This is a genomic window from Bradyrhizobium sp. B117 (genome assembly GCF_038969555.1).
Lineage (GTDB): Bacteria > Pseudomonadota > Alphaproteobacteria > Rhizobiales > Xanthobacteraceae > Bradyrhizobium.
The window spans coordinates 4241727-4265310 of the sequence record NZ_CP152414.1; the positions used below are offsets into that span (position 1 = coordinate 4241727).

Here is a 23584-nt window from a genome sequence, read left to right on the forward strand (position 1 = left end):
AATTCGATCACTTACTGCACGCTTCAGCAATTTAATTCGCAACGCCAAACCGAATTATCACAGTCCGCGCCTGATTTCTGCGCCCGCAGGGGCGTGTGGACGATGATGCATTGCGACGTAACGTTACTATTCCTCGCGGGCCCGACCGGCTATATGCTGGCCGCCTGTCATCGAACTGTCATGTCACCGGAAATGCTAAAATCAGACGCTACGCCGGCTCGCAAAACCACGAGCGCGCCGGACGGGAATCCTGTCCCAAAGGACAACAAGAGAACGCAAGTCGCCGCCGGCTTCCTCAGGCAAATTGATCCGGCCAAGCCCGGTCCGGAACCTGCGATCGTCGAGGGCGCCGTGAGTGATCAGACGCCGTCGCAGGATGCGACGCCCGCGCCGGAGCCCGCCCAGTCGACTGTCGCCGCGCGTTCCGCAGGCGAGATCGAGCTCAAGCTTCTTGTCGATGCCGAGCGCATGGCGCATTTCAATACCGCGCCGATCATCGCGAGTAACGCGCGCAACAAGGGGACGCGCAAGCATCTCAAGTCGGTCTACTACGACACGCCCGAGCGCGCGCTTCGGAAGAGCGGCCTCAGCCTGCGCGTGCGCCAGAACGGCGCGCGCTTCGTACAGACCGTGAAAACCGACGCCGCGGACGATCCGCTACGTCGTGGCGAGTGGGAGGCGAGCGTGCCGTCACTCGCGCCTGATCTCGCGCTGGCAATGCCTTTCATTCCGGAGAAGCTCCGGGAGCAGCTCGAGACGCAACCGCTCGAAGCCGTCTTCACCGCCGACATCCATCGTCATGCGCGAATGATCGACCTGCCGTCCGGCACGGTCGAGATCGCCTTCGACCAGGGTGAGCTGATCGCCGGCGAGCGGTCGCTGCCGGTGAGCGAGATCGAGCTCGAACTGAAGAGCGGCAGCGCCAGCACGATCTACGAGATCGCGCTGCGTCTTGCCGAGCACGGCGCGGTGAAGCCGTCGATCCGCAGCAAGTCGGCGCGCGGCTTCGATCTTGCCGCCGACAAGTCGCCATCAGCGCGCCGGCCGCGCAAGCTTCAGCTCGATCCGTCGGTCACGCTCGACGAAGCCTTCGAGACCATCCTGCGCTCGTGCTTCCTCCATCTGCTGCAATCGCTGCCGGCGGCCGAGGACGGCCGCAATCCGGAAGGGGTGCATCAGCTGCGCGTCTCGCTGCGGCGGCTTCGCTCGGCGCTCGATCTGATGCGATCGGTCGGCGCGCTCAGCAACCTCGATGCGCTGCGATCTGAAACCAAATGGCTGGCGCAGGACCTGTCGGCTGCGCGCGACTGGGACGTGTTCCAGCTCGACACCTTGCCGACGATCGCCTCTGCCTGTCCTGCGGTCGCCGGCTTCGATACGCTCGGCCGGGCCGCGGCCAGGCGCCAGTCGGAAGCTTATCGCAAGGCGCATCGTGCGCTCGGCGATCGCCGCTGCGCGCTGTTCCTGATCGGCCTCGGCGGCTGGATCGAGACGCGGGGCTGGCGCAACGACGTCGCCGCCGAAGATCTCGGCCAACTCGCCGAGCCCGCGGTCAATTTCGCGCAGCGCATCCTGTCGGAGCAGCACGCCAAGGTGCTCAAGCGCGGCCGTCGCTTCAAGTCGCTGTCGGCCGAGCAGGTGCACCGGGTGCGGCTCGCGGCCAAGCGGCTGCGCTATCTCAGCGAGTTCCTGCTGCCGCTGTTTGCCGATCGCAAATCCGCAAGACGCTACGCGCGCCGGCTCGCCGGCTTGCAGGAGGAGCTCGGCGCCTTCAACGACATGGCGGTCACGGCCTCGCTGCTCGACGGGCTCGGTGGCGAGTCCCCCGACAGCGCCATTGCGGCCGCTGCGATTGCCGGCTGGCAGGCGCGCGCCTCGGTCGGCGTGCAGCCAGCCCTGCAAAGCACGTGGCGCGATTTCACCGCGGCGCGTGTGCCGTGGGCGTCGCAGAACTGATCGGCATCCAAAAAAGTTGCGGCCAGGCTTTGGGGGAAGCCTGGCCGCGCGCGAACCGGTCTGGGACGGGGAGGGGTGGGGATGTGACCGGGTCGCGTAACTCGTTGTCTCGTTCCTAATCTCGTGCGCTGGCGGTGGAGACCGCCGGCTTGGTGTCGCCGAGCGAGACCCAGACGTTGGGATCGCCCTGCGACTGGCGCTTGACGAAGCGGTAGCCGGTCTCCGTCCAGGCCACGACGTTCTCGTTCTGATTGTCTAGAACGAACTCGCCCTTGTCGGTCTTCACCGTCAGCACCGCGTGTCCTTCGCCCTTCTTGTCGCGCACGACGGTGATGAGCAGGGCCTCGCGCGGCCATCCGGCATCCATCAGCATCTTGCGCTTCAACAGCACGTAGTCTTCACAGTCGCCGTAGCCGTCGGTCGGCAGCGACCATCGCTCGATCACGCCCCAGTGCTCCTGGTCGGTCAAAGGCTTGACGGTCTCGTTGACCCAGCGATTGACCTTGACGAGGTCGCGCCATGCCGTCTGCGACATCACGATGTCGCGCGGCTGCGTCGGCCCGCCCTGGCAATGCGCGGCATTGTCCGCACAGAACTCGACCCAGCCGATCGGCGCACGCGTGGTGTCGCCGAGGCTCGCGTAGAGCAGACGGCCTTCGCCGGCCTGCGCTGCCGCGCTGATCCCGAAGAGCATGGCGGCGATCGCCAGCCCTTTCCCCTGTCCCCTGAAGTCGAACATCGTGGCCCCCGTTTCTTGTTGGGACCACATTTCGCATGGAGCTTTTGAGTTGCCGCTAAGTCGACCAAGTCAAGTCGAGACGAATGAAAGTAAAACTGGCCGCGAATTCGATCTATACTTGAATCGATTTCGAATAAAATTTGAGAATACTGCAATTGATTCAAATTTTAGGGATTAACGCGGAAACGCTGACGGAACTGCCGTTTGCGCGCGCCAGAGCGCCGGCGTTAACCCGCGCAAGGCCGGTCACGACGCATGAAAAAGGCGGCGTCCGCATCGCGGAGGCCGCCTCTTGGGCTGGAAAAACAGTGGTTTTGGTGCGGTTGCGCTTTACCGCGCGGTAACGCTCTCTTCGAGTGTCTCGGCTGGCTGCTCGTGCATGAACTCCAGCGCGAAGCCGTCTTCGAGGTTGCGGACTACGCGGCCCTGGACGCGGCCGAGGAAAACCGTCGATTTCAGCGGCGGCCGGTTCTCCGCGGCAATCGCCGCACCGGACAGAGAAAGGTCGATGATGCGGCAGGTCATCTTGGTGCCGTCCTCGAGCGTCAGCACCGCGATCGGGTTGCGCGGCACGATGCGGTCGTGGCGGCGATCCTCGGGCAAATTGAGGATGTCGCGGTTGGCGAGCCAGGTCAGCTGCGCCGCGAGCTTGTCGCGCTTGCGCGGCGTCGCCCCGATCGTCATGGCAAAGCCATTGTCGATGATCCGGGCGATCTTGCCCTCGACGCGGCCGATATGGTCGAGATAGGCGACCACGCGGTCGCCGACATTGCCGATGCCCGGCGCGAGCAGCGCCAGGCCGCCCGGCGACATGTTGATCACCTGGCAGGGGAATTCGCGGCGGTCCGGCAGCATGTAGCGGCCGAGCAGGTGAACCTTCACCCGCTGGAAACGCCGACGTTCCTCGGCGGCCGGAAGAAATTTTTTGTTCGCCAACGCCATTTTCACAACCCGACCCCCCGCCTGGCGGAGTCCGAGACGACCCTAAGGTGCATAGGGTTAATGCCGCGTTAGGATTGGGCGCGGCGATGACGGACAGAAACGATGCGCTCGAAAAGCCACATCAAAGGCGGACAGGCCAGCACCGCCATTGCGCCGAGGTCGAGCGCGACCGCGGCGGTGCCGGCCGATTTGGCGAGCCGCCCTGCAATAGCCGGTCCCAGCATCATCGCGGCATAGAAAAGAGTGTAGAACACGCCCATCCCGATCGCCCTGGTCTCCGGGGCGAGCACGCGGGCAGCGAGGCTCATGATCGGGCCGGCCGGATGACCGCCGATCAGGCCAATCAGGACGAGGATGCTGATGACGGCGTCCGACCTCGGCAACCAGGCCAGCAGCAGGGCCACAGTGAGGCTGGCCGCGATCGCCAACATAAAGGGTCGCTTGAAGCGATCGGCGAGATAGCCGCCCGCCGGCACCGAGATCACCGACAGCCACATCACGACGCTGATCGCCGAGCCTGCGGAGGCGATGCTCCAGCCGCGCTCGGCGAGCAGGGACGGGCCGAACGAGAAGATCATGGCGAAGCCGACATTATAGAGGCCCCAGATCGCGCCCGCGACGATCACCGCCAGCAGCGCGAGGGGATCGAGCCGGCCCGAGCCCGCCGGGCCGGCTGTTGCTGCGGGCGGCGGCTGATAGAGCATGGTCAAGAGAATGCCGATCGCAGTGAGGGCGCCGGCGGCGAGGAACACCGCGCCCGCGCCATGGGCGGTGCCGAGCGCCGGCAATACCAGCAGCGAGATCCCAATGCCGGCCGGCCAGGAATTGACGAAGATCGCCATCGCGGTCGCGATCTCCTTACCCGCGAACCAGTCGGCGGCCATTTTGGTGAGTTGCACTGTCAGCAGCACGCCGCCGGCGCCGGAGGCGAGCCGGCCTGTCATCTGCCAGCCCCAGATGTCGGTTGAGGCCATGACGAGGCTGCCCGCGGTCATCAGCAGGAGCGCGGCGATCGTGGTGGGTTTGTCGCCAAATCTCCGGCCGATCGCGCCGCCCGGCAGCGCCAGCACCACACCGGGCGTGAAGTAGAGCCCGATCAGGATGCCGATATCGGCGATGCCGACGCCAAAGCTCTGTTGCAGCAGCGGCGCGACCGCGGCCACGCTTTGGAATTGGAACGCAATGGTGAGGCGAACCAGGAACAGGATCGCAAGAATGCCCCAGCGATTGCGCAACGCCTCATCTCCCCATGCCCCTCAAGCCGAGGGTGCGGTCGGGAGACGCCGGAGTCAACCGGTTGGCTTCCGCGTCGCGCGCCCATAGAGCAGGCACAGCAGCGCCAGTAGCATCGCCGCCGAGAGCCCGAGCGACCAGTGAATGCCGATCGCAGCGCCAAACACGCCGACCGTAATGCCGCTGAAGGCCCGCATGCCGAGCCCGGCCATGTTGTAGAGGCCGACGACGCGGCCCCGGATGTCGTGCGGCGCGTTCAGCTGCACCAGCGCCTGCGCCATGGTGTTGAACGACAATTCGAAGAAGCCGGCAAAGAACAGCAGCACGATCGCCACCGGATAGATCCTTACCGCGGCGAAGCCGAGCAACGCGACGCTCCAGAGCATTGCGAGCGTGATCGCGGTGCGCGGCGTGCCCTTCAGCCGTCCCCACGATTCCAGCGCGATGCCGGCGAGCAGCGCACCAGCGGCGTCCGCCGCGAGCAGCACGCTGTAGGAGACGCCAGGATCGCCATGGCCGAGATCGCCGGCAAAGCCGGGCATCTGGGCGTGATAGGCATTGCCGATCATGAAGGAGGTGAGGCCGACAAGCCACGTCATCGCCGTCAGCACCGGCTGGGTGCCGATGGCGCGGATGGTGAGCAGGATGTCGGCGAAGCCGCGCACGGCGAAGCGCCGGACCGCCACGCTGCCGTCGCGCACCGGCGCCCAGAACAGCCACAGCAGCATCGGCAGGTAGAACAGCGTGTTGAAGATGATGCCGTGCGAGGTGCCGAGCGTCAGCATGATGATTCCGCCGACGGCAGGCCCGACCAGGATGCCGAGATAGCGCGCCATCGCGTTCAGCCGCACCGCGCTCGGCAGATCGGCGGGGCCGACGAGGTCGTAGAGCAGCAGCTGGTTCGGTGTCTGCCAAAGGACGCCGGCGCAGCCATGGATCACCAGCAGCAGCATCGCGTGCCACATCTGGATCGTATCGGTGATGAAGAAGAAGCCCCAGCCGGCGGAGGCCGCGATGAACAGCAGCATGCCGCACTGGATGATGCGGCGCGGATCGAACCGGTCGGCGAGCCCGCCGACAGCGACCGAGAACAGCAGGAACGGCAGCCAGTGCGACAGCACCGCAAAACCGCCCAGCGTCGGCGAGTGGAATTTCTGGAACACCACCCAATAGCTGATCACATGCTCGATATTGTCGGCCATCATCGCCAGCACGTAGGCGATGAACTGGAGCCGGTACGGCACGGACTTCATCGCCGCGAACGATCCGGACGCGGCCACGGGATTTTGGGGCAGGGGGTTCAAGCGGGCACCTGGGTGGGGACTGGTCGGGCCTTACACGTTCGCTGGCTGGTGCTCAAGACAATTGGGTGTGCGGCACATCCACCGTCTCCAGAAACGACCTGACCACCGCCGCAAACGCATCCGGCCTGTCATACGGCAGGCCATGGCCTGCGTTCGCGATCACCTCACAGCGAAGGCGTGGATTGAGCTCCTGCAGCTCCCGCGCCGTCTCGACGGAGACAACGCCATTGTCTCCGATGACAAGCAGGCTCGGGGCCGCAATGGCTTTGACCAACTCGCGATAATCCGGGTTCGGCGGCGTGAGCACCTCGAAGGCACGCGTCTCGGTCCGCAGCCGCGCGTCGATGATCAGATCGAGCAATTCGCCCGACCGGTGCGGTTGCCGCTGCCGCGCTTCGGCCAGCACCTCGTCCTTGTCCCGACCGAGCAGTCGCCGATGCTGCTCGGCAACGTCGCTGTCATGGACTTCGCGCTGGCGCTCGGGACTGAGGAACGTCGGGTCGGCAAGAACAAGGCCGCGAATGGCTGCGCCCATTCTGCTCGCAACGACAGCCGCCGTCATGCCGCCCATGGAATGGCCGATCAGCAGCGGCGCTTCGAGCCCGAGCGTCTCGATGAGGCCAATGACATCGTTGGCGAGGTCACGATACAGATATCCGAGCCGCGGCGCGCTCGATGCGCCGTGGCCCCGCGCGTCCGGCATGATGAGGTCGTAGCGATCCTGGAGCGCGCGGGCTAGTAGCGTCCAGCAGGCGCCGCTTCCGGTCAATCCATGCAGCGCAATCAGGGCGGGCTTGTCGCCGCCGGTTCGCAGATAATGGATGTCGATGCCATTTGCTGCGCAGGCACTGCTAGTCCAGCTTGTCATTCAAACCGACTGTCAAAGAATCGATCCCGACATCATCTTACCCCAGCGCCTTGACATAGACTGCATAGGGCACGCCCAGAATATCCGGTGCCTCGCCGGTCTTCACAAATCCCATGCGCAGATACATCGGCAGTGCGACCGTCATGATTGGCGTCGTGTGCAGGGCGATGACCTGAGCCTGGTCGCGCTCGGCGCGGCGCAGGCACTCTTCCGTCAATTGGCGCCCGACGCCCTTGCCGCGCGCGGCGGGATCGACCACCAGCATGCGGATGACCGGCCACCCCGGATCGAAGAACGCAGGCTTCGTCGCTTTCGGACCGATATAGGCCACGGCACCGACGATGCGTCCGCCATCTTCGGCGACGATGATCTCGCCGGTCTGGGCAAGCCTCGGCATCTTCGCGACATTGGCGTTAAACAGCGGCCAATCGGAAAAGTGCGGCTCGAATTCCGCGAAGGCGGCGAGCGCGACGCGCACGACCTCGTCCGCATCCGCTGGCTGATAGTCACGTAGCATCGGCGTTGCCTTCGGTTGTAGCCCGGATGGAGCGAAGCGCAATCCGGGACCACCGATTCCGTATCCGCTGCTCCGCGTAGGCGATGAGCCAACTCATCGTAGCCCAGCACGTGCGTGTAGACTATTTGCAATTTCCACGGCGTATCACTCTTGACACTTGGCGGACGGCGCGCCACGTTTCGCTCTGGTAGATACGACCTGCCGCTTGCGCCCTTCGGGGAATGGTGAACGTATCGCTCGCATCGTCTTGGCCCCTTTGCCGAACAACGGGCCAGCAACGCAAGCACTGGCTTTTCCGAATTGTTCAAGCAAAGGAGTAAGCCATGCGCGACTTCCGCGATGCCAAAGCTATGGCGCAAACGCTGCGCGCCTCTCTTGTCTCCAAAGGCCTCAAGATTTCGGTTGCCGAAAGCCTCGAACTGACTGCCGAGCTGTTTGGCTTGGCTGACTGGAATACGCTTGCGGCCGCCATTCGACGCGGATCGCCTGAGTCCCGTGCGGCCTCGTCTCGGCAACCGCGTGCAAGCGTCAAATGGCCGGCGGGATTTACCCACGAACTCGATCTGACCCTGAAAAGGGCTCTGGCCTACGCCGAAGCGCGAAAGCACGAGTTCGCCACGCTAGAGCATCTCTTGCTTGCGTTGCTGGATGATCCGGATGCCTTGGAGGTGATGAATGCCAACCAGATTGACCTTCAAGCCCTGAGGCGAGCCACGACCTCATACATCGATGACAAGCTGAGCACCTGGGTGATGATCAGCGACGAGCGCGACACAACGCCGACGATTGCGTTTCGACGCGTCGTGCATCGTGCGACCGTGCGCAGCCTGCAACGCGAAACGAGTGGGCTGGACGTGATGGCGACGATGTTCGGCGAGAACGCGAGTCCGGCGGTTTGGCTCCTAAGCGAGCATGGAATGACCGGCGAGCGTCTTGAGAGTGCGCTTCCTCGCGCTAGTTGAGACGACGGTGAACGTTCCCGTCCCTGCGGAGCCGCGATGCGGGCTACGGTATTTCCAACGTCGCACGGCTGTCATAGGCTGATCGCAGACCCGCACCATCAATCATAACAAGCGGGCAGCGAGGAAACCGCCATGGACCAGATTCGCGTCTGCACCCACGCAGGCCCCGGCAGCGAGCCCGTCATCAAAACCGTGCCTTGGCCGAAGGTCGGGAAGAAGGCCGCGCTGATCAAGGTCGGCGCCTGCGGGGTCTGTGGCACCGATCTGCATATCCTCAAGGGTCACTGGCCGAAGCCGCTGCCCTGGCCGTTCACGCTCGGCCACGAGCTCGGCGGAGTCATCGTCGAGTGCGGCGATGAGTTCAGCGAGGACTTCATGAGCAAGCCGCTCAAGGTCGGATCAAAGGTGATGATCCCGCCGCTGATGCCCTGCGGCCATTGCTACTACTGCATTCACTACCCGCAGACGGCCAACAAATGCCTGACGCCGGTCTATTACGGCCGCTATCTCGGCTTCGACAAGGCACCGCACATGTGGGGCGGCTGGGCCGAATATGTCTATGTCGATCTCGACATGCTGCCGGGCACCAAGATCTACAAGCTGCCCGACGACATGTCGCTGCGGCTCGGCGCGTTGTCCGAGCCGCTGACCTCCTGCATCCGCGCCTTCAATCGTGCCACGCGCGCCGGCGGCTTTTCCTGGGGCGACACGGTGGTGATCCAGGGCTCGGGCCCGATCGGCATTCTGGCGGTCGCGGCCGCAAAGGAGATGGGGGCAGGGCGCGTCATCTGCGTCGGTGCGCCGGAGGAGCCGCGGCTCAAGCTCGCGCGCGAGTTCGGCGCGGAGGCGACCGTGAACATCGAGGAGATCAAAACGCCCGAGGCGCGCATCGCGCGTGTGCGCGAGATCGTCGGCGGCTTCGGCGCCGATCTGGTGATGGACTGCTCGGGCCATCCGACCGCCGGCCCCGAAGGCATCGAGATGCTGCGCGACGGCGGCACCTATGTCGAGATGGGCCAGTTCACCGACGCAGGCTCGATCGATACGTCCTGGCACCGCATCTGCACCAAGGACCTCAACGTGCTGGGATCCTGGGGCTTCACCGGCAACGATCTGCCGCTCGGCGTCGACATGCTCTATCGCACCGCGGGCAAATATCCCTGGCTGAAGATGCAGACGATCTATCCGTTCACGGAAGAAGGCGTCGCGCAGGCGGTGAAGGACGCGATGGCGATGAAGACGGTAAAGTCGACCATCGTGCCGTGGCCGGAGCTGGTGGAATAGGAACTGTAGCCCGGATCGAGCGCTGCGTAATCGGGGGCGCCGGTCCCGCATTCCGCGGAGCCTGTCGTCGGGCGGCGCTTTGCACCGACCCGTTGGCTTCGCGCGGGCTACGAGTCAGAGTTTGGAATGAAGAACGAGATGACAACCGAATCAACTCCCCGCTCTCCCTTCCGCGCCATCCGCGCGATCGACTACACCGTCATCTTCGTGCGCGACATGGCGGCGATGCGGCGCTTCTACGAGGATGTCCTGGCATTATCCCTGCTGCGCGAGCTCTCGCCGAACTGGATCGAGTACGGCCTCGGGAGCAACACGCTGGCCCTGGCACGACCGGGGCGGACCGCGGCCGATGCGCCGGTGCCGGCTGGGACGGCCTCGCTGCAACTGGCCTTCAAGGTGTCCGCGGCCGAGGTCGATCAATGCGCTGACGAGCTCGTGCGTCAGGGCGTGGTGTTGCTGTCGCCGCCCACGGATCAATCCTTCGGACATCGCACGCTGTTCTTCCGCGATCCCGATGGTAATCTGCTGGAAATCTATGCGGAGATCTGAGCGGGAGCCCTAAAAGTTCCATCCGATCTCCCCGAGTTGTCCACGCCGAGGTGAAACTTAGGCCCAAGTTCCGGCTTTCACTTCGCGGGAGAGGTCTAGTGAAGCGTATCCTGAAACCCGTCACTTACATCCTGGCCGCCATCTACTTCCTGGTGGATGCGGTCTTCATCGCCGTGGCGAGGCCAATCGCGCGCTGGATCGGACGGCATTTCGAATTCAGGCGGTTACGCGCCTGGATCAAATCGCTGCCGCCTTATCCGTCGCTGGCCTTGTTTTCCGTGCCGGTGATCATCCTGGAACCGATCAAGCCGGTGGCGGCTTACCTCGCGGCAACCGGTCAGATCGTGAGTGGCGCTGTGACTTTCATCATCGGCGAGCTGCTCAAGCTCGTGCTGGTCGAGCGCCTGTTCCATCTCACCCGTGACAAGCTGATGCGGATTCCGGCGTTCGCCTGGGCGTATGGCAAGGTCGCCGAGGTGAGGGCATGGCTGCGGGCGACCGAGGCCTGGCGGATGATCCGTGCCTTGAGCCGCGCGGCAAAAGACTATGTCGTGCGGGCACGGGCACGGCTGGTCGGCAGCTTCAACAGATTGGTGACCTCCAAGGATTAGGGCGGCGACGGACGGTGCTCTAAAGCATGATCCGGAAAAGTGCGCAGCGGTTTTCCGAAAAGATCATGCTCAAACAACAACCTAAAGCGCGATGACGATTCATCCTAATCTCATCGTGCTTTAGGCGCGCTTGCGCGCGGCGGCGGTTGCCTTGTCGCCCGTGTTCGGCGTACCGGTCGGCTCGATCAGCATCAGGTGAACCTCCTCGCGCGCCACCGGGCGATGCTCGACACCTTTTGGCACGACGTAGAGTTCGCCCGGTCCGAGCGTCACGGTGCGATCGCGCAATTCGATGTCCAGCTTGCCTTTCAGGACGAGAAAGAAATCGTCGGTGTCGTCATGCTTGTGCCAGGTGAACTCGCCCTTCACCTTCACCACCATCACATCGCAATCGTTGAAGGTCGTAACCGTGCGCGGCGACCAGAAATCCTCGAAGGTCGCGAGCCTGTTGGCAAGCGATATGCTGTCGGCCATGTTTCACCCCAGATGCGTTCTCGTGAGCAGGATTTGGGATCGAATGGCCGGCGCGGCAAGGCTGGCTATTTGACATATCCGGACAACATGGCGTGCGCCCAATCCGGACGGCCGTTGGCGAGCGCCTGCGCGGACGCGGCTTCCCAGTCGTATTCCAGGGCTAGCAGTTCGACTTGCCAGCCTCTCGTTCGCTTCGTGAGGATCGCGTAGCGGGCGTGAGGCGAGCGGTGCTCCAGGTTTGCGGCAAAGGGAATGTCCGCGAACACCGGGCAACCAACACTGCCGGGATTGAGAACCAGACAGTCGCCCGGCCCTTGAACAGCCGCCTGGCGGTGACTGTGACCACAAAGGACCACGCGCGCCGTCGGCTCGCTCGAAAGGCGCGCGGTCAGCACGTCGCGACGTGCTGGCACGAAGCGGCCGTCCTCGAGCGCTTCTTCCAACAGACACGTCATATCGTCGGTGGGCGTGCCGTGGCAGGCCAGGATCCCGTCGTCTAGTCGTATTTGGGAGGGGAGGCTGTGCAGTGCGCGACGCTGCTCCGCAGTCAATGCGTTGCGCGCAAACAAACCTGCCGGCGAGAGCTTGTTGTCTGGAAACTCCTCGATCCAGCGATCGTGGTTTCCGCGCACGGTCGGCAACGATAGCGACTGGAGAGCTTCGAAAGTTTCCTTTGGCCACAAGGGGCTGGTGACGCAATCGCCGAGGTTGATCGTACGGTCGGCGCCGCGCGCTTTGATGTCGGCCAGCACCGCTTTCAACGCGGCAAGATTGCCGTGGATATCGGAAATGACTGCCAATCGCATCGTGGTGCTCCCATGCCGTGTTGCCTGAATTTGACTGCGCCAGGTCACCGGACTTATCTAGCATCGGCTGATAGGACATTCACTAATTAGCCATGGCTGATCTGACTCTCCTTCACCACCGTCACGCCCACGACCTTCGTACCCTCCAGCTCGCGCACGATGCGATCATCCGGTCCGACGATGCCGAGATCGAACTCGCGCTCCGGCGTGACCAGGATCATGCGCTGGCCGATGATCACGACCACCGTCATGTCGTTGCGCTCGCCTTCCACCGTCCAGGCGTGGATCTCGCTGGCGTAGGGCTCCCTGCGCCAGGCGTTCGGAGAGCCTGGGTCGCAGCGGATTTCGATGCCGTCGTCGGACGTGGTCAGGACCAGTTTTGAACGGCTCGGCTTCCAGCGCTCGTCGAGGAGGTCGTTGACGAGCCAGAGGCAGCTGAAGCTCGCGCATTCGGCCGGGCGTTCGGCGTAGATCGCGCAGCCCTGGCCGGGTTTGCAGTGCCGGCACCAGCTTCCTGCCGATTTGGCCAGCGCCTCGATGGCCATGACCTTGCAGCAAAGCGTGCAATCGCCGCAGGCGCGTTTGATGGAAGGCGTCACGCGGTCGTTCCCTTGGGAGCCGGTTGGCTTCAGGTTAATCAAGGTGGCGGCAAAAATCCGCTGCAACCTTCAGGCGCGGCTCTTGTCGCAAAGCCATGCATCAGAGGCATGGTGATTTCCCGGCGCTTGGCGTAAAGAGCCCTCAATCACATCGCCAGCGTGCGGCCGGGCCGATTGCCGCGCACGCCAGCTCAGGTCCGCCGGTTCACCATTCCGCGCCTGAATCAACCAAGGTTTCCTATCCCGTGTCTCTTCCGGCCCTGACCCCGCCGCTCGCCCGAGCTTTGGCCGAGCGGAACTATGATTCACTGACCCCCGTCCAGCTCGCGGTGCTCGCCCACGAAGCCGCTGGCCGCGACCTGCTGGTCTCGGCCCAGACGGGCTCCGGCAAGACGGTCGCCTATGGATTGGCGATCGCCAAAAATCTCCTCGACGATGCCGAGCAGTTCGCACCCGCGGCCGCACCGCTCGCTTTGATCGTGGCGCCGACCCGCGAGCTCGCGCTTCAGGTCCAGCGCGAGCTGGCCTGGCTTTATGGACATGCGGGCGGGCGCGTCGTCTCCTGCGTCGGCGGCATGGATCCGCGCCGCGAGCAGCGCGAGCTGGCCGCCGGCGCGCACATTGTTGTCGGCACGCCCGGCCGTCTCTGCGATCATTTGCGCCGCGGCCGCCTCGACATCTCCGAACTCGCCGCGGTCGTGCTCGACGAGGCCGACGAGATGCTCAATCTCGGCTTCCGCGAGGACATGGAGTTCATCCTCGAGACCACGCCGGAGACGCGCCGGACGCTGCTGTTCTCGGCGACCTTTCCGCGCGGCATCGTCGCGCTGGCGCGGCAATATCAGCGCGACGCATTCCGGATCGAGGTCGCCGGTGACGAGGGCGGTCACGCCGACATCGAGTACCGCGCGATCCGGATCGCGCCCGGCGATGTCGAGCACGCCGTCGTCAACGTGCTGCGCTTCTTCGAGGCGCCGAGCGCGCTGGTGTTTTGCAGCACGCGCGATGCGGTCAGGCATTTGCAGGCGGCGCTGCTGGAACGCGGCTTCGCCGTGGTCGCTCTGTCGGGCGAACTGACGCAGAACGAGCGCACGCTGGCGCTGCAGTCGCTGCGGGACGGCCGCGCCCGCGTCTGCGTTGCGACCGACGTTGCCGCCCGCGGCATCGATCTACCGAGTCTCGACCTCGTCATCCATGCCGACCTGCCGAATGATGCCGAGGTCATGCAGCATCGCTCGGGTCGCACCGGGCGCGCCGGGCGAAAAGGGACCAGCGTCCTGCTGGTGCCGCCGGCAAGGCGGCGGCGCGCGGACCTGCTGCTCAATCTTGCAGGTGTCGACGCGGCCTGGGGCACCGCGCCGCAAGCGGACGAGATCCGCAAGCTCGATCACGAGCGCATGAAGGACGTGCTGTTCACCGAGGAGACCACCGCCGACGATCTGGCACTGGCACAGGCGCTCTTGGCCGAGCGGTCGGCCGAGGATATCGCAGCGGCACTGGCGCGGCTATATCGCGCGCGGCTGCCGTCGCCCGAGGACATCATCGATCCCGGCGAGCGGAGCGGCAGGCCACGCGACGAGCGCGGTCGCGAGAGGTTTGAAGGAGGGGATGATCGTCCCGCCAAGCCGCGATCGAAGTCCGGCAAATCGTCGTCGAAACACGGCATGGCGGAGGCCAGCGTCTGGTTCCGTGCCGCGATCGGGCGGCGCAAGAATGCGGAGGCGCGCTGGCTCTTGCCGATGATCTGCCGCCGCGGCGGCATCGACAAGCGCGACATCGGCGCGATCAAGATCATGGACACCACCACCGAGTTCGAGATCTCGGAGCGGGTCGCAGACGCCTTCGCCGCGAAGATCAAGCGCCCGGACAAGGAAGACAGCATCCGCATCGAGCCGATGGCGGATGCGCCGCAGCGGCAGGCGCCTTCGGAGGAGCGGTCACACGCGCCGCGGCGCGAGAGGGACGACGGCGATCATCGTGAACGTCAGGGCGATCGCCCGCGCGATGCACGTGAGTTCAAGCCGCGCGGCAAGGTGCTCGGCGAGCGCGGGCCGCGATTCGACGATGCGCCTTCGTTCGGAAAGAAAAAGAAGCACAAGAACAAGCCTGGCCACGCAGAGCCGTCGGTCACGCCGTGGCCCGTGAAGGGCGCGCCGGGCAAGAAGGCGAAGAAGAAACGCCGCGGCTGATCGGACACCGTTCAGCGTGAAACAGCGATGCCGCCGGATCGCCCCGGCGACATCATCTGAAAAGTCGGTGGGAGCTCAACGGCCGCCACCGCCACCACCACCTCCGCCGCCACCACCTCCGCCGCCGGCATCACGCAGCGAGGTGTTGTAACGCGGATCGGTCTGCCGCATGTAGATGGGCGAGATGTCGTTGGTGATGCGAACCACGCGGCGTCCGCCCTGCTGCGGTGCTTCGATGAAGCCCGTGCAGCCTTCGAAGAAGGCGGTGTCGCAGCCATAGGTCCGGTACTGCGCTGCGTTGGCACTGGTCGCGCTGAATGCGGCCGTTGCAGCGAACGCAATCAAGGCAACTTTCGACAATGTGAGTGTCATGGACATTCTCCAGTCTCGGTTCGGCGAGACCGGAACGGTCCGCACACAGCTTCGACGGACGCTGATCGAAGCCGGTTCGGGAGCGGGGCTTCACGCCCGCGTGAGCCGGGCTGGCGGGGAGGGACGTTACGTCGCAGTGAGGTCGCGCAGCATGTAGATCGCAGCCCCGCCATAGGAGGCGAGCTTGGCGCGCAATTGCTCATCCGTGGTGACGGGCCGAAAGCCGAGCCGTTCCCACAGCGGCCGCGTGGCATAGACCGAGACCAGCGCGAGCGTCGTGAGGCCTGAGGCGCGCGCCAGCGTCTCGACCGTCGTGACATAGCCGCGCGCTGCGCCGCCGCGAAAGTCGGGCAACACGGCGACGTCGTGCACGTAGAGACAGTCGGCATCCTCAGGCAATGTTTGCAGGAAGCCGTCGAGCGGCGGAATGTGGTGCTGCGTCCAGGGGTGGGCGAGTCCATAGCCGGCGATCGCATCGTCCGCGATGAGCACGCGGCAGCCGTCGGGATAGAGCCGCATCTTCTCCGCGAGCACTTCGGGGCGCTCGGGCAGATCAGGATGGATGCGCGCCGCGATCATGCTGATCGCGGGCAGGTCCGATGCGCGGGCGGGACGCCAATGCGGCTTGTTCATCTCGGTCCGTCGTTCCATCTCGATCATCCCAATTTATTCCTCCGCGACGATGCGCGCAGCGAAAAATATCCTTGCAGCGCCCTCAGGAATAGGTGGCGCCGCGCGGCGTCCTACCTATGCAAACCAATTGCATGACAGGAGATCCCATGACGTCCTCGATCCGCTTCGCACTCGCGCTTGCAGCCTCGCTCGCAATCATCCCAGCTGCCTTCGCCGCGCCGCCGACCAAGACGGGCAAGACCGACAAGGGCACCGTGCTCACCGATGCCAAGGGCATGACGCTCTACACCTTCGACAAGGATATGGACGGCAAGTCGGCCTGCAACGGTCCCTGTGCGACGAACTGGCCGGTGCTGAAGGCCGAGGCCAGCGATGCCGCCGGCGATGGCTACACCATCATCACGCGCGACGACGGCTCGAAGCAGTGGGCTTACAAGGGCAAGCCGCTCTACACCTTCGCCAAGGACACCAAGCCCGGCGACATCAGCGGCGACGGTTTTCTGAACGGCGCCTGGCATCTGGCGATGCCCTGACCAATCGCGCGCTCGGTGCCTCACTTTGCGAGCGCACCGGGCCGCGTGCGGCTCGGTTATCTCGGATATTCGAGCTGCATCGCTACGAAATCGGCTGTGCGCGGCCCGTAGCGTGCGTCGATGGCAAGCAATGTCTGGTCTAGCGCCTGCACCGGCGGCAATCCGGCTGCGGCCGGCGGGGTGTGCGTCGCCGGCCAGTCGGCCGCGATCCTGTCGGGCAGGATGCCGAGGCCGCTGCGGCTCGTCTACGCCTGATCCGTGGCGGCGAAGGTGAGGGCGCGCGAGCGATAGGTCCGCGACCACGCATCGGCGATCAGCGCGAGCGATACCTCGTCGATGCCTGGTGTCAGCGCGATCCCGAGCTGCTCCCGGCCCCAGAGTGCGAGCGTGTTTGCGATCGCGGTCAGCGCGAAGGGGCGCGTGAACTGGAACGCGTCACTGCGGTGGCGCGCATCCCATGCCGCAAGACCGATGTCGCGGGCGACCGCTTCGGCCCTGGCGCGGCCGGCGATGGCCTCGATCAGCGTGAGAGCCATCGGCATGGATGCCGTGATGCCGGTCGTCGTCGCAACGCCGCGGTGGACGACCAGCCTGCGGTCGGCTGCATAGCGGATCGCGGAATGCTTCTTCAGGTCCCGCACGGAATACCAGTGCGTCGTGGCTCGCTTGCCGTCGAGCAGCCCGGTATTGGCAACGACCATGGCGCCGACGCAGACGGCGATGACCGTCGCGCCCTTGCCGGCCTGGCTCCGGATCCACCGCAAGGCGGCCGCGTCTTCCGGCGTCATCGCCGGCACGATGACATAGTCGGCGCCGTCGGGATGGTCGGCGTCGAACGCCGCGATCGTCGCGTGCGGCTGCACCTTCAGCGCGGGATAGAGGGTCACGGGACCGGGCCGCGTCGCCAGCGTCACGACATCGGCGACATCGGCGCGCGCGAGGATGCCGTAGGGCATCAGATAATCGGTCGTCTCGCTCTTGTCGTTGATGCCGATGATGGCGATGAGGGGACGCCTTCGCTTCGGCGGCTTCAGCGCGGCGAGCGTCGCCTCGGACTCCTCGCTCGATATTGCGGGTGCGGCTCCCCGTGCCGGCGCGCCGGGCAGCAACAGCAACCAGGTTCCGCCGATCGCCGCGAGCGCCGCCAGCCCTCCGAGGGCGCTCCATGCCACAATGCGCCAAATCATGATGTCACCCGATCGCGGCTGCCCCATATGGTGCGGAAGCTATCCGCCCGGGACGGCATCGGGAATGACGCAAATCCGGCAAAAAAGGTCATGCCGCAAGCGCGATCGTTTGCCTCATGACAAGAATTGCTGCGCCTGATCTCAAGTTGGCGCACGCGATCGCAACAACTTCAAAGATGTAAGACGCAATCTGCGCCGCTTTGGGCGCACGAATTGAATAATTTCATGCGGAGAGTCTGAAAGCGAACCGAACCTGCGACTTTCGTCTGGCATAGTTGGCTTCGTAAAGGGGGCGGGGGCGGTTATCCGCAGCAATCCACCGCATTGAAAGCAGGAGTACTGGTGTCCCGGTGCGGCATGCACCGCGACCCCATCGGGGAGTCTTCAATCCATTATCTAGTTTCGCTTGAAAGGATGAAAGCCCGTGAGTGATGCCAATGTGAAAGTCGACACGAAAGCCGCGCCGCAAGAGGTGGGGGCCAACGGAAGCGCAAAGCTCCGGTTCGACGTACCGTTCTTCAACATGCAGACGATCTTCGGCGGTCTCGCCGATGAGGGCGCCACGCGGGCCCAGGCAAACTTTGCGCAGATGAGGGCGACTTCGCAGGAGATCACCACGGCTGTCTGCGATGCCTGTTCGACCAATGCCAAGCGTGCCTCTGACTACGGCATCAAGCTCATCGAAATATCCCACATCAATACCAGCTCCACGCTGGACTTCTTTTCCCAGCTTGCCGATGCGAGGTCGTTTGCCGATCTCGTAGACCTCTCCACGGCCCACAGCCGCAAGACCTTAGAAGCAACGTCGGTCCAGAACCGCGAACTCTGGGACCTCGCCCAAAAGGTCGCGACCGAAACGGCCGAGCCGATCAAGCAGAGCTTCAACCGGGTCCTGCGTAGGCCTGCTTGAATCGACGTGGTTGGCCGCGCGGATCGGCTGGACGAGCGTCTTCGCGAGAAAAGACGCCGTCCAGCCGATTGCGGCCCCCTCATTGCCGAGGTGATGCCAAGCTGGAGGAAATCAGGATGGGTATGCTGATGATCAAGTGCCCGGAAACGGGAAACGCCATTCCGACGGGCATCGAGATAGATGGCGAAAAGTTTCGGTGCAGTGCGGTGTTCTTTTCGCGCACCTATTGCAGGATGTGCGCAGCGACGCACGAATGGTTCGCCAGAGAGGCCTGGGTCTACGAGTCGGTCTTGGCGAACGGGAAGTCCGGGGGTGGGCAGCCATTGCGCTCCGGGGCCGCGTGAAGGAGCCTCGGCGCATCCTGCGAAACGATCCGACCTATTCTGCGGCTCATCACCTTGTAGCACTCGCAGGCGATCATCTCGAGTCGATCCCTGTCGATCTCGAGCTGACCGCGCCGGCTGGATTTGATCGCCCTTGACGCACGAAGCGCGCTCACCACGTGCGTGACCGTAGTGCGCCGGACGCCGAGCAATTCCGACAGCGTCTCCTGCGTCAAGGGCAGGATGTCGCCGCCATCGGTCCGGTCATGAATGTGGAGCAGCCAGCGGGCGAGGCGCGCTTCGACGGAGTGGAGCGCGTTGCAGGCAGCGACGTGCTGGAACTGTGTCATCAATGCCCGGCTGAGAATCTGAACCGCAGTCGCGAGGGCGGTGCTGCGCTCGAGCGCGGTGTGAAATCGCACGGGCGAGATCTGCAGCGCCGTCCCGGCCACGCGGACGATTGCGGTCATGGGTGATCGGGTCGGGCCGAGCGCCGTCATGAGTCCGACCGCACCGTCGTTGCCGATCACGGCCGTTGCCGCCGTCTGTCCGTTCGGCAGCTCCATGATGAAGGCGATCGCGCCGCTGCAAGGGAAGTAGATGTGCTCGATCTTGTCGCCCGATCGCACCAGGACTGCGTCGTGCTCGAGTGGTACTTTTCGCAAATGAGGGGCAAGCAAAGCGAAATCGGCCGGCGGTAGCGCAGCTAACAATCGATTACCAACTCTGGTCGCGTGCTCCATCACGGGAATCGTCCCTCGACGGAGGCCCGGCAGACGCATCTTCACCAACCGAGCCGCGTTGTTGCTTGCCACGGCAATGGCCAAACGCATCCTGAAAGCTAAGGTTCCCGTGATGGATTGGCAAGCTCGCACGCGGTCGCGCGATCAGACTTTCCAGGATCGGCCGCGGACTGAGCGAAGCTACGCGTCAGACGCGAAGGCTGCTCCTAGCGCAGCCCCTCATACACCATCAGCCCGCGGGCGATCTGCAATTTGCGGATGGCGCGCGGCAGCAATTTCTCGGGCTGGTGCAGATAGCGCCAGGAGGTGAGGGTGAAGGGGCCGAGCGCACCGCATTCGTCGTCGAACGGCGCGAGCACGCCGGTGACGCTCACCGGCGTGTGCGGCCGGGCGTTGAACGGCAGCAGCAGCAGCTCGAGATAGGCCTTGCTGCCGTCCTCGCGCGCGGCTGTGACGCCGGCGATCGCACCCAGCGTCTCGTCGGCGACCACGGTCGCGATCTCCTCGATCTCGCCGCGGCTTGCCTCGCCAAACAGCGCCGCGAAGCTCGCGTCCTTGAGGTCCGCACCCGCGAGCGCGCAGACCCGCGTGCCGGCGACGCGGAAGGGGAAGCCAAGCTTGGGCTCGCAGGACAGCACGAAGATGTCGCCGAGCAGGCCGCGGACGGCGGCCGGATCGATGTCGGCCCGGTCAGGGGCCCGCGCAGCGCCGCGCTTCTTGTCCCAATACGCGAAGAATGCGCGGCTCGACGGATGTTTCATGACTGAACGCTTGCCCCGGGGCGCAACCTCGCGGGACAGACCTGTCCCGCTTCAGTGCACCCGCGATCCCTTTCGTTGTTGTGCAGGAGGGGATTTGCAGCGTCCATGCCGGAGCGGCGTTTTCGCCGCTCTTCAGCCGGCCTTTGCGGCGTTAACGTTAAATTAACTATGCACTTTGCGCCGCCTGCTCGCCTGCTATGTTGACCGCGGTCGCAAGCCTCGCCGCTTTCATCCAGGTTCTCGGCGAGGCCTGTACACGGGCGTCAAACAGTTTGGCCACGGGCCGGGGAGGGGTGGGGATACACCTTCATTCCTCCGGCATCGGAAGGTCGACACGGACAGGCAGGGCTTTCCCAGGGCCCTGCCTTTTCCTTTTGTGCACTTGCGCAAGGCCGGCAAAGGCGACTATCTCCACACGTAACGCTCCGATCGCGCCTGAAAGCGAAGCTGCCTTGGATTCCCCGCCAAATTCTCCGCAAGACTCTCAGCCGGCCGCGCCGGACGCCGCTGGGGAAGGTTCGCGCGAGCCGATCCTGACGCTGCCGGTGGCTCTGACCGCCTATATCCTTCTGCTCGCGGTGATCCATCTGCGGGTGCTGCTGCCGCCGGAGCTCGAGAACTGGACCATCGACGTCTTCGGCTTCATCCCCAAGCGCTACGATGCCTCGCTGCTGAACCTGCAAATTCCGGGCGGGGCCGGCGCCAAGGTCTGGACCTTCGTCACCTATTCGCTGCTGCACGCCAATCTGACTCATCTCGGCTTCAACGTGTTGTGGCTGCTGCCGTTCGGCAGCGCGCTGGCGCGGCGCTTCGGCGCGGTCAGGTTCTTCGTGTTCATGGCGGTGACGGCGGCGGCCGGCGCGCTCGCCCATCTCGTCACCCATGAGCATGCGGTGGCACCGATGATCGGCGCCTCGGCCTCGGTGTCCGGCGCGATGGCCGCCGCCATCCGCTTCGCCTTCGTCCGCGGCAGCTTCCTGTCGTTCAGCCGATCGGACGCCGATACCGCCGCGAAGGTTCCAGCGCTGCCGCTGTCGCGCGCGCTGCGCGACGGGCGGGTGGTCGGCTTCCTCGCGGTGTGGTTCGGCGTCAACATCATCTTTGGCGTCGGCGCGATCGGCGTCGATGCCGAAACCACGAGCGTCGCCTGGCAGGCGCATATCGGCGGCTTCTTCGCCGGCCTGCTCTTGTTCGCGCTGTTCGATCCCGTACCGCGCGTGCGAAGCGATGCTGCAGATGCGTCATCACAGGACGTTTCAGACCGCATTTGAAGCGGCGCTTGCGGCGCGGCCCGAATTCATCCATCATTTGCGCGAAGAATGTTCCGAAGCGACAAGCCCATAGCGGCAACGCTTCGACAAGCGCGCGAGCGTGAAACCCGCGCCAAAACTGTTAGTTGAAGACTCGCGAACAAGTCCGGACCGCGCAAGCGGAGGGCTCCGATTCAGGGAGGCAGCAATGACGGTACGTTCCATTCTCAACACCAAGGGCCACCAGATCATGAGCGTCGAGCCCGACGCCAAGCTGTCGGCCGCGGTTAAGCTGCTCGGCGAGAAGAAGATCGGCGCAGTGCTGGTGATGAACCAGAACCGGCTCGAGGGCATCCTGTCCGAGCGCGACATCGTCCGCGTGCTCGGCGAGCGCGGTGCCGGCGTGCTGGAGGCGCCGGTCTCGGAGGTCATGACCCGCAAGGTCGTGACCTGCAAGGAGACCGACACAGTCGCCGAGCTCATGGAGACGATGACGACGGGCAAGTTCCGCCATCTGCCGGTGCTCGACAATGGCAAGGTGGTCGGCCTGATCTCGATCGGCGACATCGTCAAGCGCCGCGTCCAGGAATACGAGAACGAGCAGGAAGCCCTGCGCGACTACATCAAGACGGCCTGATCTGAGCCTGATCCGGACTCAAAGGGCCGCGTTAGCGCAAAGCGCGCCGCGGTTTTCCGGAAGGATCATGCTCAACAAGAAGATGAAGCGCGATGAAGATTCGTTCTCATCGCGCCTCAATCGCCCGCTTTGGGTGCGTTGCCTGCGGGTGCCGGCGCCAGCACCTCGATCGCCTCCTGGATCGACTCCAGCGCGCGCTCGGCGGCGCGCGTGCCGTGCGCGATCAGATCCTCGGCGCGGTGGAAGTCGAACCAGCCGAACTGGCCGACCCGCGGCGTGATCAGCATGTCGGGCGGATCGCCGGCGAGACGCGCGCGGGTGATGCGGTCCTGCATGATGTTGAAGGCATCGACCATCACCGAGGAAATGCCGGGCCGTCCGCCGCCGCCGAAGAACTCCCGCTTCATGGTCTTTTCGGGCGAGAAGAAACGCGGAAAGCGCCGCTTGGTGGCCGGCTCCTCGGCAACGGGCGCGACCGGCTCCGGCATCGCGCCGTGCGCATAGATCGTCGTGGAATGGGTGAAGATGTCGCTGGAAAGATTTGCGGCGATGACGATTTCGGCGCCGAGCGCGCGGGCGGCCGAGACCGGCACCGGATTGACCAGCGCGCCGTCGACCAGCCAGCGGTCGCCGATCAGCACGGGCGAGAAGATACCCGGTAGCGCATAGGAGGCGCGCATCGCCTCGACCACGCGGCCGCGCGTCAGCCAGATCTCGTGGCCGGTACGGACCTCGGTCGCGACGGTCGCGAACTTGATGGGCAGGTCCTCGATCAGGGTCTGGCCGATCGCCTCCTCAAGCCGGGTCGCCAGCTTCTCGCCGCCGATCAGGCCGGAGCCGTTGAGGCGGATGTCGAGATAGCCGAGGATGGTGCGCACGCCTTGCAGGCTGCGCCCCCAGTCTTCCAGCGTATCGAGCTGTCCGGCCGCATAGGCGCCGCCGACCACGGCACCGATCGAGGTGCCGACCACGACATCGGGCACGATGCCGTTGGCGATCAGGGTCCTCAGGATTCCGATATGGGCAAAGCCGCGCGCCGCGCCGCCGCCGAGGGCAAGGCCGACGATCGGCCGGCGGATGCTACCGAGGCCGATCTTCTCGCCATTGGAGCCGTTCGCGCCACGGCCCTTCAAGATCTCAAGCACCGAAACTCTCCTACCCGGGCCAGCCCCCACACCAGAGTAGGCGCCGTCTATCCGCTC

At 64.8% G+C, this 23584-nt stretch carries 26 protein-coding genes; 11 read left to right on the forward strand and 15 right to left on the reverse strand.

The window, feature by feature from the left end:
- Positions 1 to 192 precede the first annotated feature (192 nt).
- Positions 193 to 1956 carry a CHAD domain-containing protein gene (locus AAFG16_RS20775; protein ID WP_342740946.1) on the forward strand — a complete coding sequence of 588 codons (1764 nt, stop codon included), beginning with the start codon at positions 193 to 195 and terminating at the stop codon, positions 1954 to 1956.
- A gap of 115 nt (positions 1957 to 2071) precedes the next feature.
- On the opposite strand, the gene AAFG16_RS20780 is transcribed toward AAFG16_RS20775, so the two are convergent.
- The 6 genes from AAFG16_RS20780 to AAFG16_RS20805 form a co-directional block, all read right to left on the reverse strand.
- Positions 2072 to 2695 carry a transglutaminase-like cysteine peptidase gene (locus tag AAFG16_RS20780; RefSeq protein WP_342740368.1) on the reverse strand — a complete coding sequence of 208 codons (624 nt, stop codon included), beginning with the start codon at positions 2693 to 2695 and terminating at the stop codon, positions 2072 to 2074.
- 330 nt (positions 2696 to 3025) lie between these two features.
- Positions 3026 to 3637, reverse strand: coding sequence for a PilZ domain-containing protein (locus AAFG16_RS20785; protein ID WP_283086124.1), 612 nt, complete (start codon positions 3635 to 3637; stop codon positions 3026 to 3028).
- 68 nt (positions 3638 to 3705) lie between these two features.
- Positions 3706 to 4872 (reverse strand): MFS transporter, encoded by a 1167-nt coding sequence (locus AAFG16_RS20790; protein WP_342740369.1) that lies wholly within the window; start codon positions 4870 to 4872, stop codon positions 3706 to 3708.
- Positions 4873 to 4926: 54 nt separating this feature from the next.
- The gene (locus tag AAFG16_RS20795; RefSeq protein ID WP_342740947.1) at positions 4927 to 6123 is read right to left on the reverse strand and encodes an MFS transporter; all 1197 of its coding nucleotides are present in this window, start codon (positions 6121 to 6123) and stop codon (positions 4927 to 4929) included.
- A 103-nt stretch (positions 6124 to 6226) separates the two neighbouring features.
- On the reverse strand, positions 6227 to 7042 hold the full coding sequence (locus AAFG16_RS20800) for an alpha/beta hydrolase (protein WP_342740370.1): 816 nt from the start codon (positions 7040 to 7042) through the stop codon (positions 6227 to 6229).
- A 37-nt stretch (positions 7043 to 7079) separates the two neighbouring features.
- The gene (locus tag AAFG16_RS20805) at positions 7080 to 7520 is read right to left on the reverse strand and encodes a GNAT family N-acetyltransferase (protein WP_342740371.1); all 441 of its coding nucleotides are present in this window, start codon (positions 7518 to 7520) and stop codon (positions 7080 to 7082) included.
- Positions 7521 to 7882: 362 nt separating this feature from the next.
- On the opposite strand from AAFG16_RS20805, the gene AAFG16_RS20810 reads away from it, so the two are divergent.
- From AAFG16_RS20810 to AAFG16_RS20825, 4 genes are all read left to right on the forward strand, one after another.
- Positions 7883 to 8521 carry a Clp protease N-terminal domain-containing protein gene (locus AAFG16_RS20810; RefSeq protein ID WP_342740372.1) on the forward strand — a complete coding sequence of 213 codons (639 nt, stop codon included), beginning with the start codon at positions 7883 to 7885 and terminating at the stop codon, positions 8519 to 8521.
- A gap of 132 nt (positions 8522 to 8653) precedes the next feature.
- Positions 8654 to 9805 carry a zinc-binding dehydrogenase gene (locus tag AAFG16_RS20815; RefSeq protein ID WP_283086130.1) on the forward strand — a complete coding sequence of 384 codons (1152 nt, stop codon included), beginning with the start codon at positions 8654 to 8656 and terminating at the stop codon, positions 9803 to 9805.
- 126 nt (positions 9806 to 9931) lie between these two features.
- On the forward strand, positions 9932 to 10354 hold the full coding sequence (locus AAFG16_RS20820) for a VOC family protein (protein ID WP_283086131.1): 423 nt from the start codon (positions 9932 to 9934) through the stop codon (positions 10352 to 10354).
- 98 nt (positions 10355 to 10452) lie between these two features.
- Complete coding sequence (locus AAFG16_RS20825; RefSeq protein WP_283086132.1) at positions 10453 to 10965, forward strand: hypothetical protein; 513 nt, start codon at positions 10453 to 10455, stop codon at positions 10963 to 10965.
- A 120-nt stretch (positions 10966 to 11085) separates the two neighbouring features.
- Here the strand turns inward: AAFG16_RS20825 and AAFG16_RS20830 are convergent, their stop codons facing one another.
- The 3 genes from AAFG16_RS20830 to AAFG16_RS20840 form a co-directional block, all read right to left on the reverse strand.
- Positions 11086 to 11439 (reverse strand): cupin domain-containing protein, encoded by a 354-nt coding sequence (locus AAFG16_RS20830; protein WP_283086133.1) that lies wholly within the window; start codon positions 11437 to 11439, stop codon positions 11086 to 11088.
- Positions 11440 to 11504: 65 nt separating this feature from the next.
- The gene (locus AAFG16_RS20835; protein ID WP_283086134.1) at positions 11505 to 12245 is read right to left on the reverse strand and encodes a metallophosphoesterase family protein; all 741 of its coding nucleotides are present in this window, start codon (positions 12243 to 12245) and stop codon (positions 11505 to 11507) included.
- Positions 12246 to 12331: 86 nt separating this feature from the next.
- Entirely contained in the window at positions 12332 to 12844 is a 513-nt protein-coding gene (locus AAFG16_RS20840) for a hypothetical protein (RefSeq protein ID WP_283086135.1), read from the reverse strand.
- A 245-nt stretch (positions 12845 to 13089) separates the two neighbouring features.
- Between AAFG16_RS20840 and AAFG16_RS20845 the strand changes: the two genes are divergently transcribed.
- Entirely contained in the window at positions 13090 to 15033 is a 1944-nt protein-coding gene (locus AAFG16_RS20845; protein WP_342740373.1) for a DEAD/DEAH box helicase, read from the forward strand.
- 75 nt (positions 15034 to 15108) lie between these two features.
- Here the strand turns inward: AAFG16_RS20845 and AAFG16_RS20850 are convergent, their stop codons facing one another.
- A complete protein-coding gene (locus AAFG16_RS20850; RefSeq protein ID WP_283086137.1) occupies positions 15109 to 15405 on the reverse strand; it encodes a hypothetical protein in 297 nt (98 codons plus the stop codon).
- A 126-nt stretch (positions 15406 to 15531) separates the two neighbouring features.
- The gene (locus tag AAFG16_RS20855; RefSeq protein ID WP_283086933.1) at positions 15532 to 16038 is read right to left on the reverse strand and encodes a GNAT family N-acetyltransferase; all 507 of its coding nucleotides are present in this window, start codon (positions 16036 to 16038) and stop codon (positions 15532 to 15534) included.
- Between the two features lie 146 nt (positions 16039 to 16184).
- Between AAFG16_RS20855 and AAFG16_RS20860 the strand changes: the two genes are divergently transcribed.
- Together AAFG16_RS20860 and AAFG16_RS20865 are read left to right on the forward strand one after the other, a co-directional pair.
- A complete protein-coding gene (locus AAFG16_RS20860) occupies positions 16185 to 16571 on the forward strand; it encodes a hypothetical protein (RefSeq protein ID WP_342740374.1) in 387 nt (128 codons plus the stop codon).
- Positions 16572 to 16691: 120 nt separating this feature from the next.
- Positions 16692 to 16826 carry a hypothetical protein gene (locus AAFG16_RS20865; protein WP_342740375.1) on the forward strand — a complete coding sequence of 45 codons (135 nt, stop codon included), beginning with the start codon at positions 16692 to 16694 and terminating at the stop codon, positions 16824 to 16826.
- On the opposite strand, the gene AAFG16_RS20870 is transcribed toward AAFG16_RS20865, so the two are convergent.
- Positions 16817 to 17758: a DJ-1/PfpI family protein gene (locus tag AAFG16_RS20870; protein WP_342740376.1), complete on the reverse strand. Its 942-nt coding sequence runs from the start codon at positions 17756 to 17758 to the stop codon at positions 16817 to 16819. The genes AAFG16_RS20865 and AAFG16_RS20870 overlap by 10 nt on opposite strands.
- 424 nt (positions 17759 to 18182) lie before the next feature.
- Between AAFG16_RS20870 and AAFG16_RS20875 the strand changes: the two genes are divergently transcribed.
- Complete coding sequence (locus tag AAFG16_RS20875; RefSeq protein WP_283086140.1) at positions 18183 to 18668, forward strand: phasin; 486 nt, start codon at positions 18183 to 18185, stop codon at positions 18666 to 18668.
- 277 nt (positions 18669 to 18945) lie between these two features.
- Here the strand turns inward: AAFG16_RS20875 and AAFG16_RS20880 are convergent, their stop codons facing one another.
- On the reverse strand, positions 18946 to 19824 hold the full coding sequence (locus AAFG16_RS20880) for a Crp/Fnr family transcriptional regulator (RefSeq protein ID WP_342740377.1): 879 nt from the start codon (positions 19822 to 19824) through the stop codon (positions 18946 to 18948).
- 116 nt (positions 19825 to 19940) lie between these two features.
- On the reverse strand, positions 19941 to 20495 hold the full coding sequence (locus tag AAFG16_RS20885; RefSeq protein ID WP_342740378.1) for a PAS domain-containing protein: 555 nt from the start codon (positions 20493 to 20495) through the stop codon (positions 19941 to 19943).
- Positions 20496 to 20947: 452 nt separating this feature from the next.
- Between AAFG16_RS20885 and AAFG16_RS20890 the strand changes: the two genes are divergently transcribed.
- Both AAFG16_RS20890 and AAFG16_RS20895 read left to right on the forward strand, forming a co-directional pair.
- Entirely contained in the window at positions 20948 to 21766 is an 819-nt protein-coding gene (locus AAFG16_RS20890) for a rhomboid family intramembrane serine protease (RefSeq protein WP_283086144.1), read from the forward strand.
- A gap of 187 nt (positions 21767 to 21953) precedes the next feature.
- Positions 21954 to 22382: a CBS domain-containing protein gene (locus AAFG16_RS20895; protein ID WP_342740379.1), complete on the forward strand. Its 429-nt coding sequence runs from the start codon at positions 21954 to 21956 to the stop codon at positions 22380 to 22382.
- Positions 22383 to 22498: 116 nt separating this feature from the next.
- Here the strand turns inward: AAFG16_RS20895 and AAFG16_RS20900 are convergent, their stop codons facing one another.
- Positions 22499 to 23527 (reverse strand): patatin-like phospholipase family protein, encoded by a 1029-nt coding sequence (locus AAFG16_RS20900; RefSeq protein ID WP_342740380.1) that lies wholly within the window; start codon positions 23525 to 23527, stop codon positions 22499 to 22501.
- Positions 23528 to 23584: the final 57 nt, after the last annotated feature.

Bases quoted from the DNA above. Each gene is read 5' to 3' on its own strand.
- AAFG16_RS20835 (WP_283086134.1), bottom strand. From the start codon at position 12,245: ATGCGATTGGCAGTCATTTCCGATATCCACGGCAATCTTGCCGCGTTG.
- AAFG16_RS20870 (WP_342740376.1), bottom strand. From the start codon at position 17,758: ATGATTTGGCGCATTGTGGCATGGAGCGCCCTCGGAGGGCTGGCGGCG.
- AAFG16_RS20860 (WP_342740374.1), top strand. From the start codon at position 16,185: ATGACGTCCTCGATCCGCTTCGCACTCGCGCTTGCAGCCTCGCTCGCA.
- AAFG16_RS20810 (WP_342740372.1), top strand. From the start codon at position 7,883: ATGCGCGACTTCCGCGATGCCAAAGCTATGGCGCAAACGCTGCGCGCC.
- AAFG16_RS20880 (WP_342740377.1), bottom strand. From the start codon at position 19,824: ATGCGTTTGGCCATTGCCGTGGCAAGCAACAACGCGGCTCGGTTGGTG.
- AAFG16_RS20855 (WP_283086933.1), bottom strand. From the start codon at position 16,038: ATGAACAAGCCGCATTGGCGTCCCGCCCGCGCATCGGACCTGCCCGCG.
- AAFG16_RS20865 (WP_342740375.1), top strand. From the start codon at position 16,692: ATGGCAAGCAATGTCTGGTCTAGCGCCTGCACCGGCGGCAATCCGGCT.
- AAFG16_RS20785 (WP_283086124.1), bottom strand. From the start codon at position 3,637: ATGGCGTTGGCGAACAAAAAATTTCTTCCGGCCGCCGAGGAACGTCGG.
- AAFG16_RS20800 (WP_342740370.1), bottom strand. From the start codon at position 7,042: ATGACAAGCTGGACTAGCAGTGCCTGCGCAGCAAATGGCATCGACATC.
- AAFG16_RS20795 (WP_342740947.1), bottom strand. From the start codon at position 6,123: ATGAAGTCCGTGCCGTACCGGCTCCAGTTCATCGCCTACGTGCTGGCG.
- AAFG16_RS20885 (WP_342740378.1), bottom strand. From the start codon at position 20,495: ATGAAACATCCGTCGAGCCGCGCATTCTTCGCGTATTGGGACAAGAAG.
- AAFG16_RS20895 (WP_342740379.1), top strand. From the start codon at position 21,954: ATGACGGTACGTTCCATTCTCAACACCAAGGGCCACCAGATCATGAGC.
- AAFG16_RS20820 (WP_283086131.1), top strand. From the start codon at position 9,932: ATGAAGAACGAGATGACAACCGAATCAACTCCCCGCTCTCCCTTCCGC.
- AAFG16_RS20815 (WP_283086130.1), top strand. From the start codon at position 8,654: ATGGACCAGATTCGCGTCTGCACCCACGCAGGCCCCGGCAGCGAGCCC.
- AAFG16_RS20780 (WP_342740368.1), bottom strand. From the start codon at position 2,695: ATGTTCGACTTCAGGGGACAGGGGAAAGGGCTGGCGATCGCCGCCATG.
- AAFG16_RS20850 (WP_283086137.1), bottom strand. From the start codon at position 15,405: ATGACACTCACATTGTCGAAAGTTGCCTTGATTGCGTTCGCTGCAACG.
- AAFG16_RS20775 (WP_342740946.1), top strand. From the start codon at position 193: ATGCTAAAATCAGACGCTACGCCGGCTCGCAAAACCACGAGCGCGCCG.
- AAFG16_RS20830 (WP_283086133.1), bottom strand. From the start codon at position 11,439: ATGGCCGACAGCATATCGCTTGCCAACAGGCTCGCGACCTTCGAGGAT.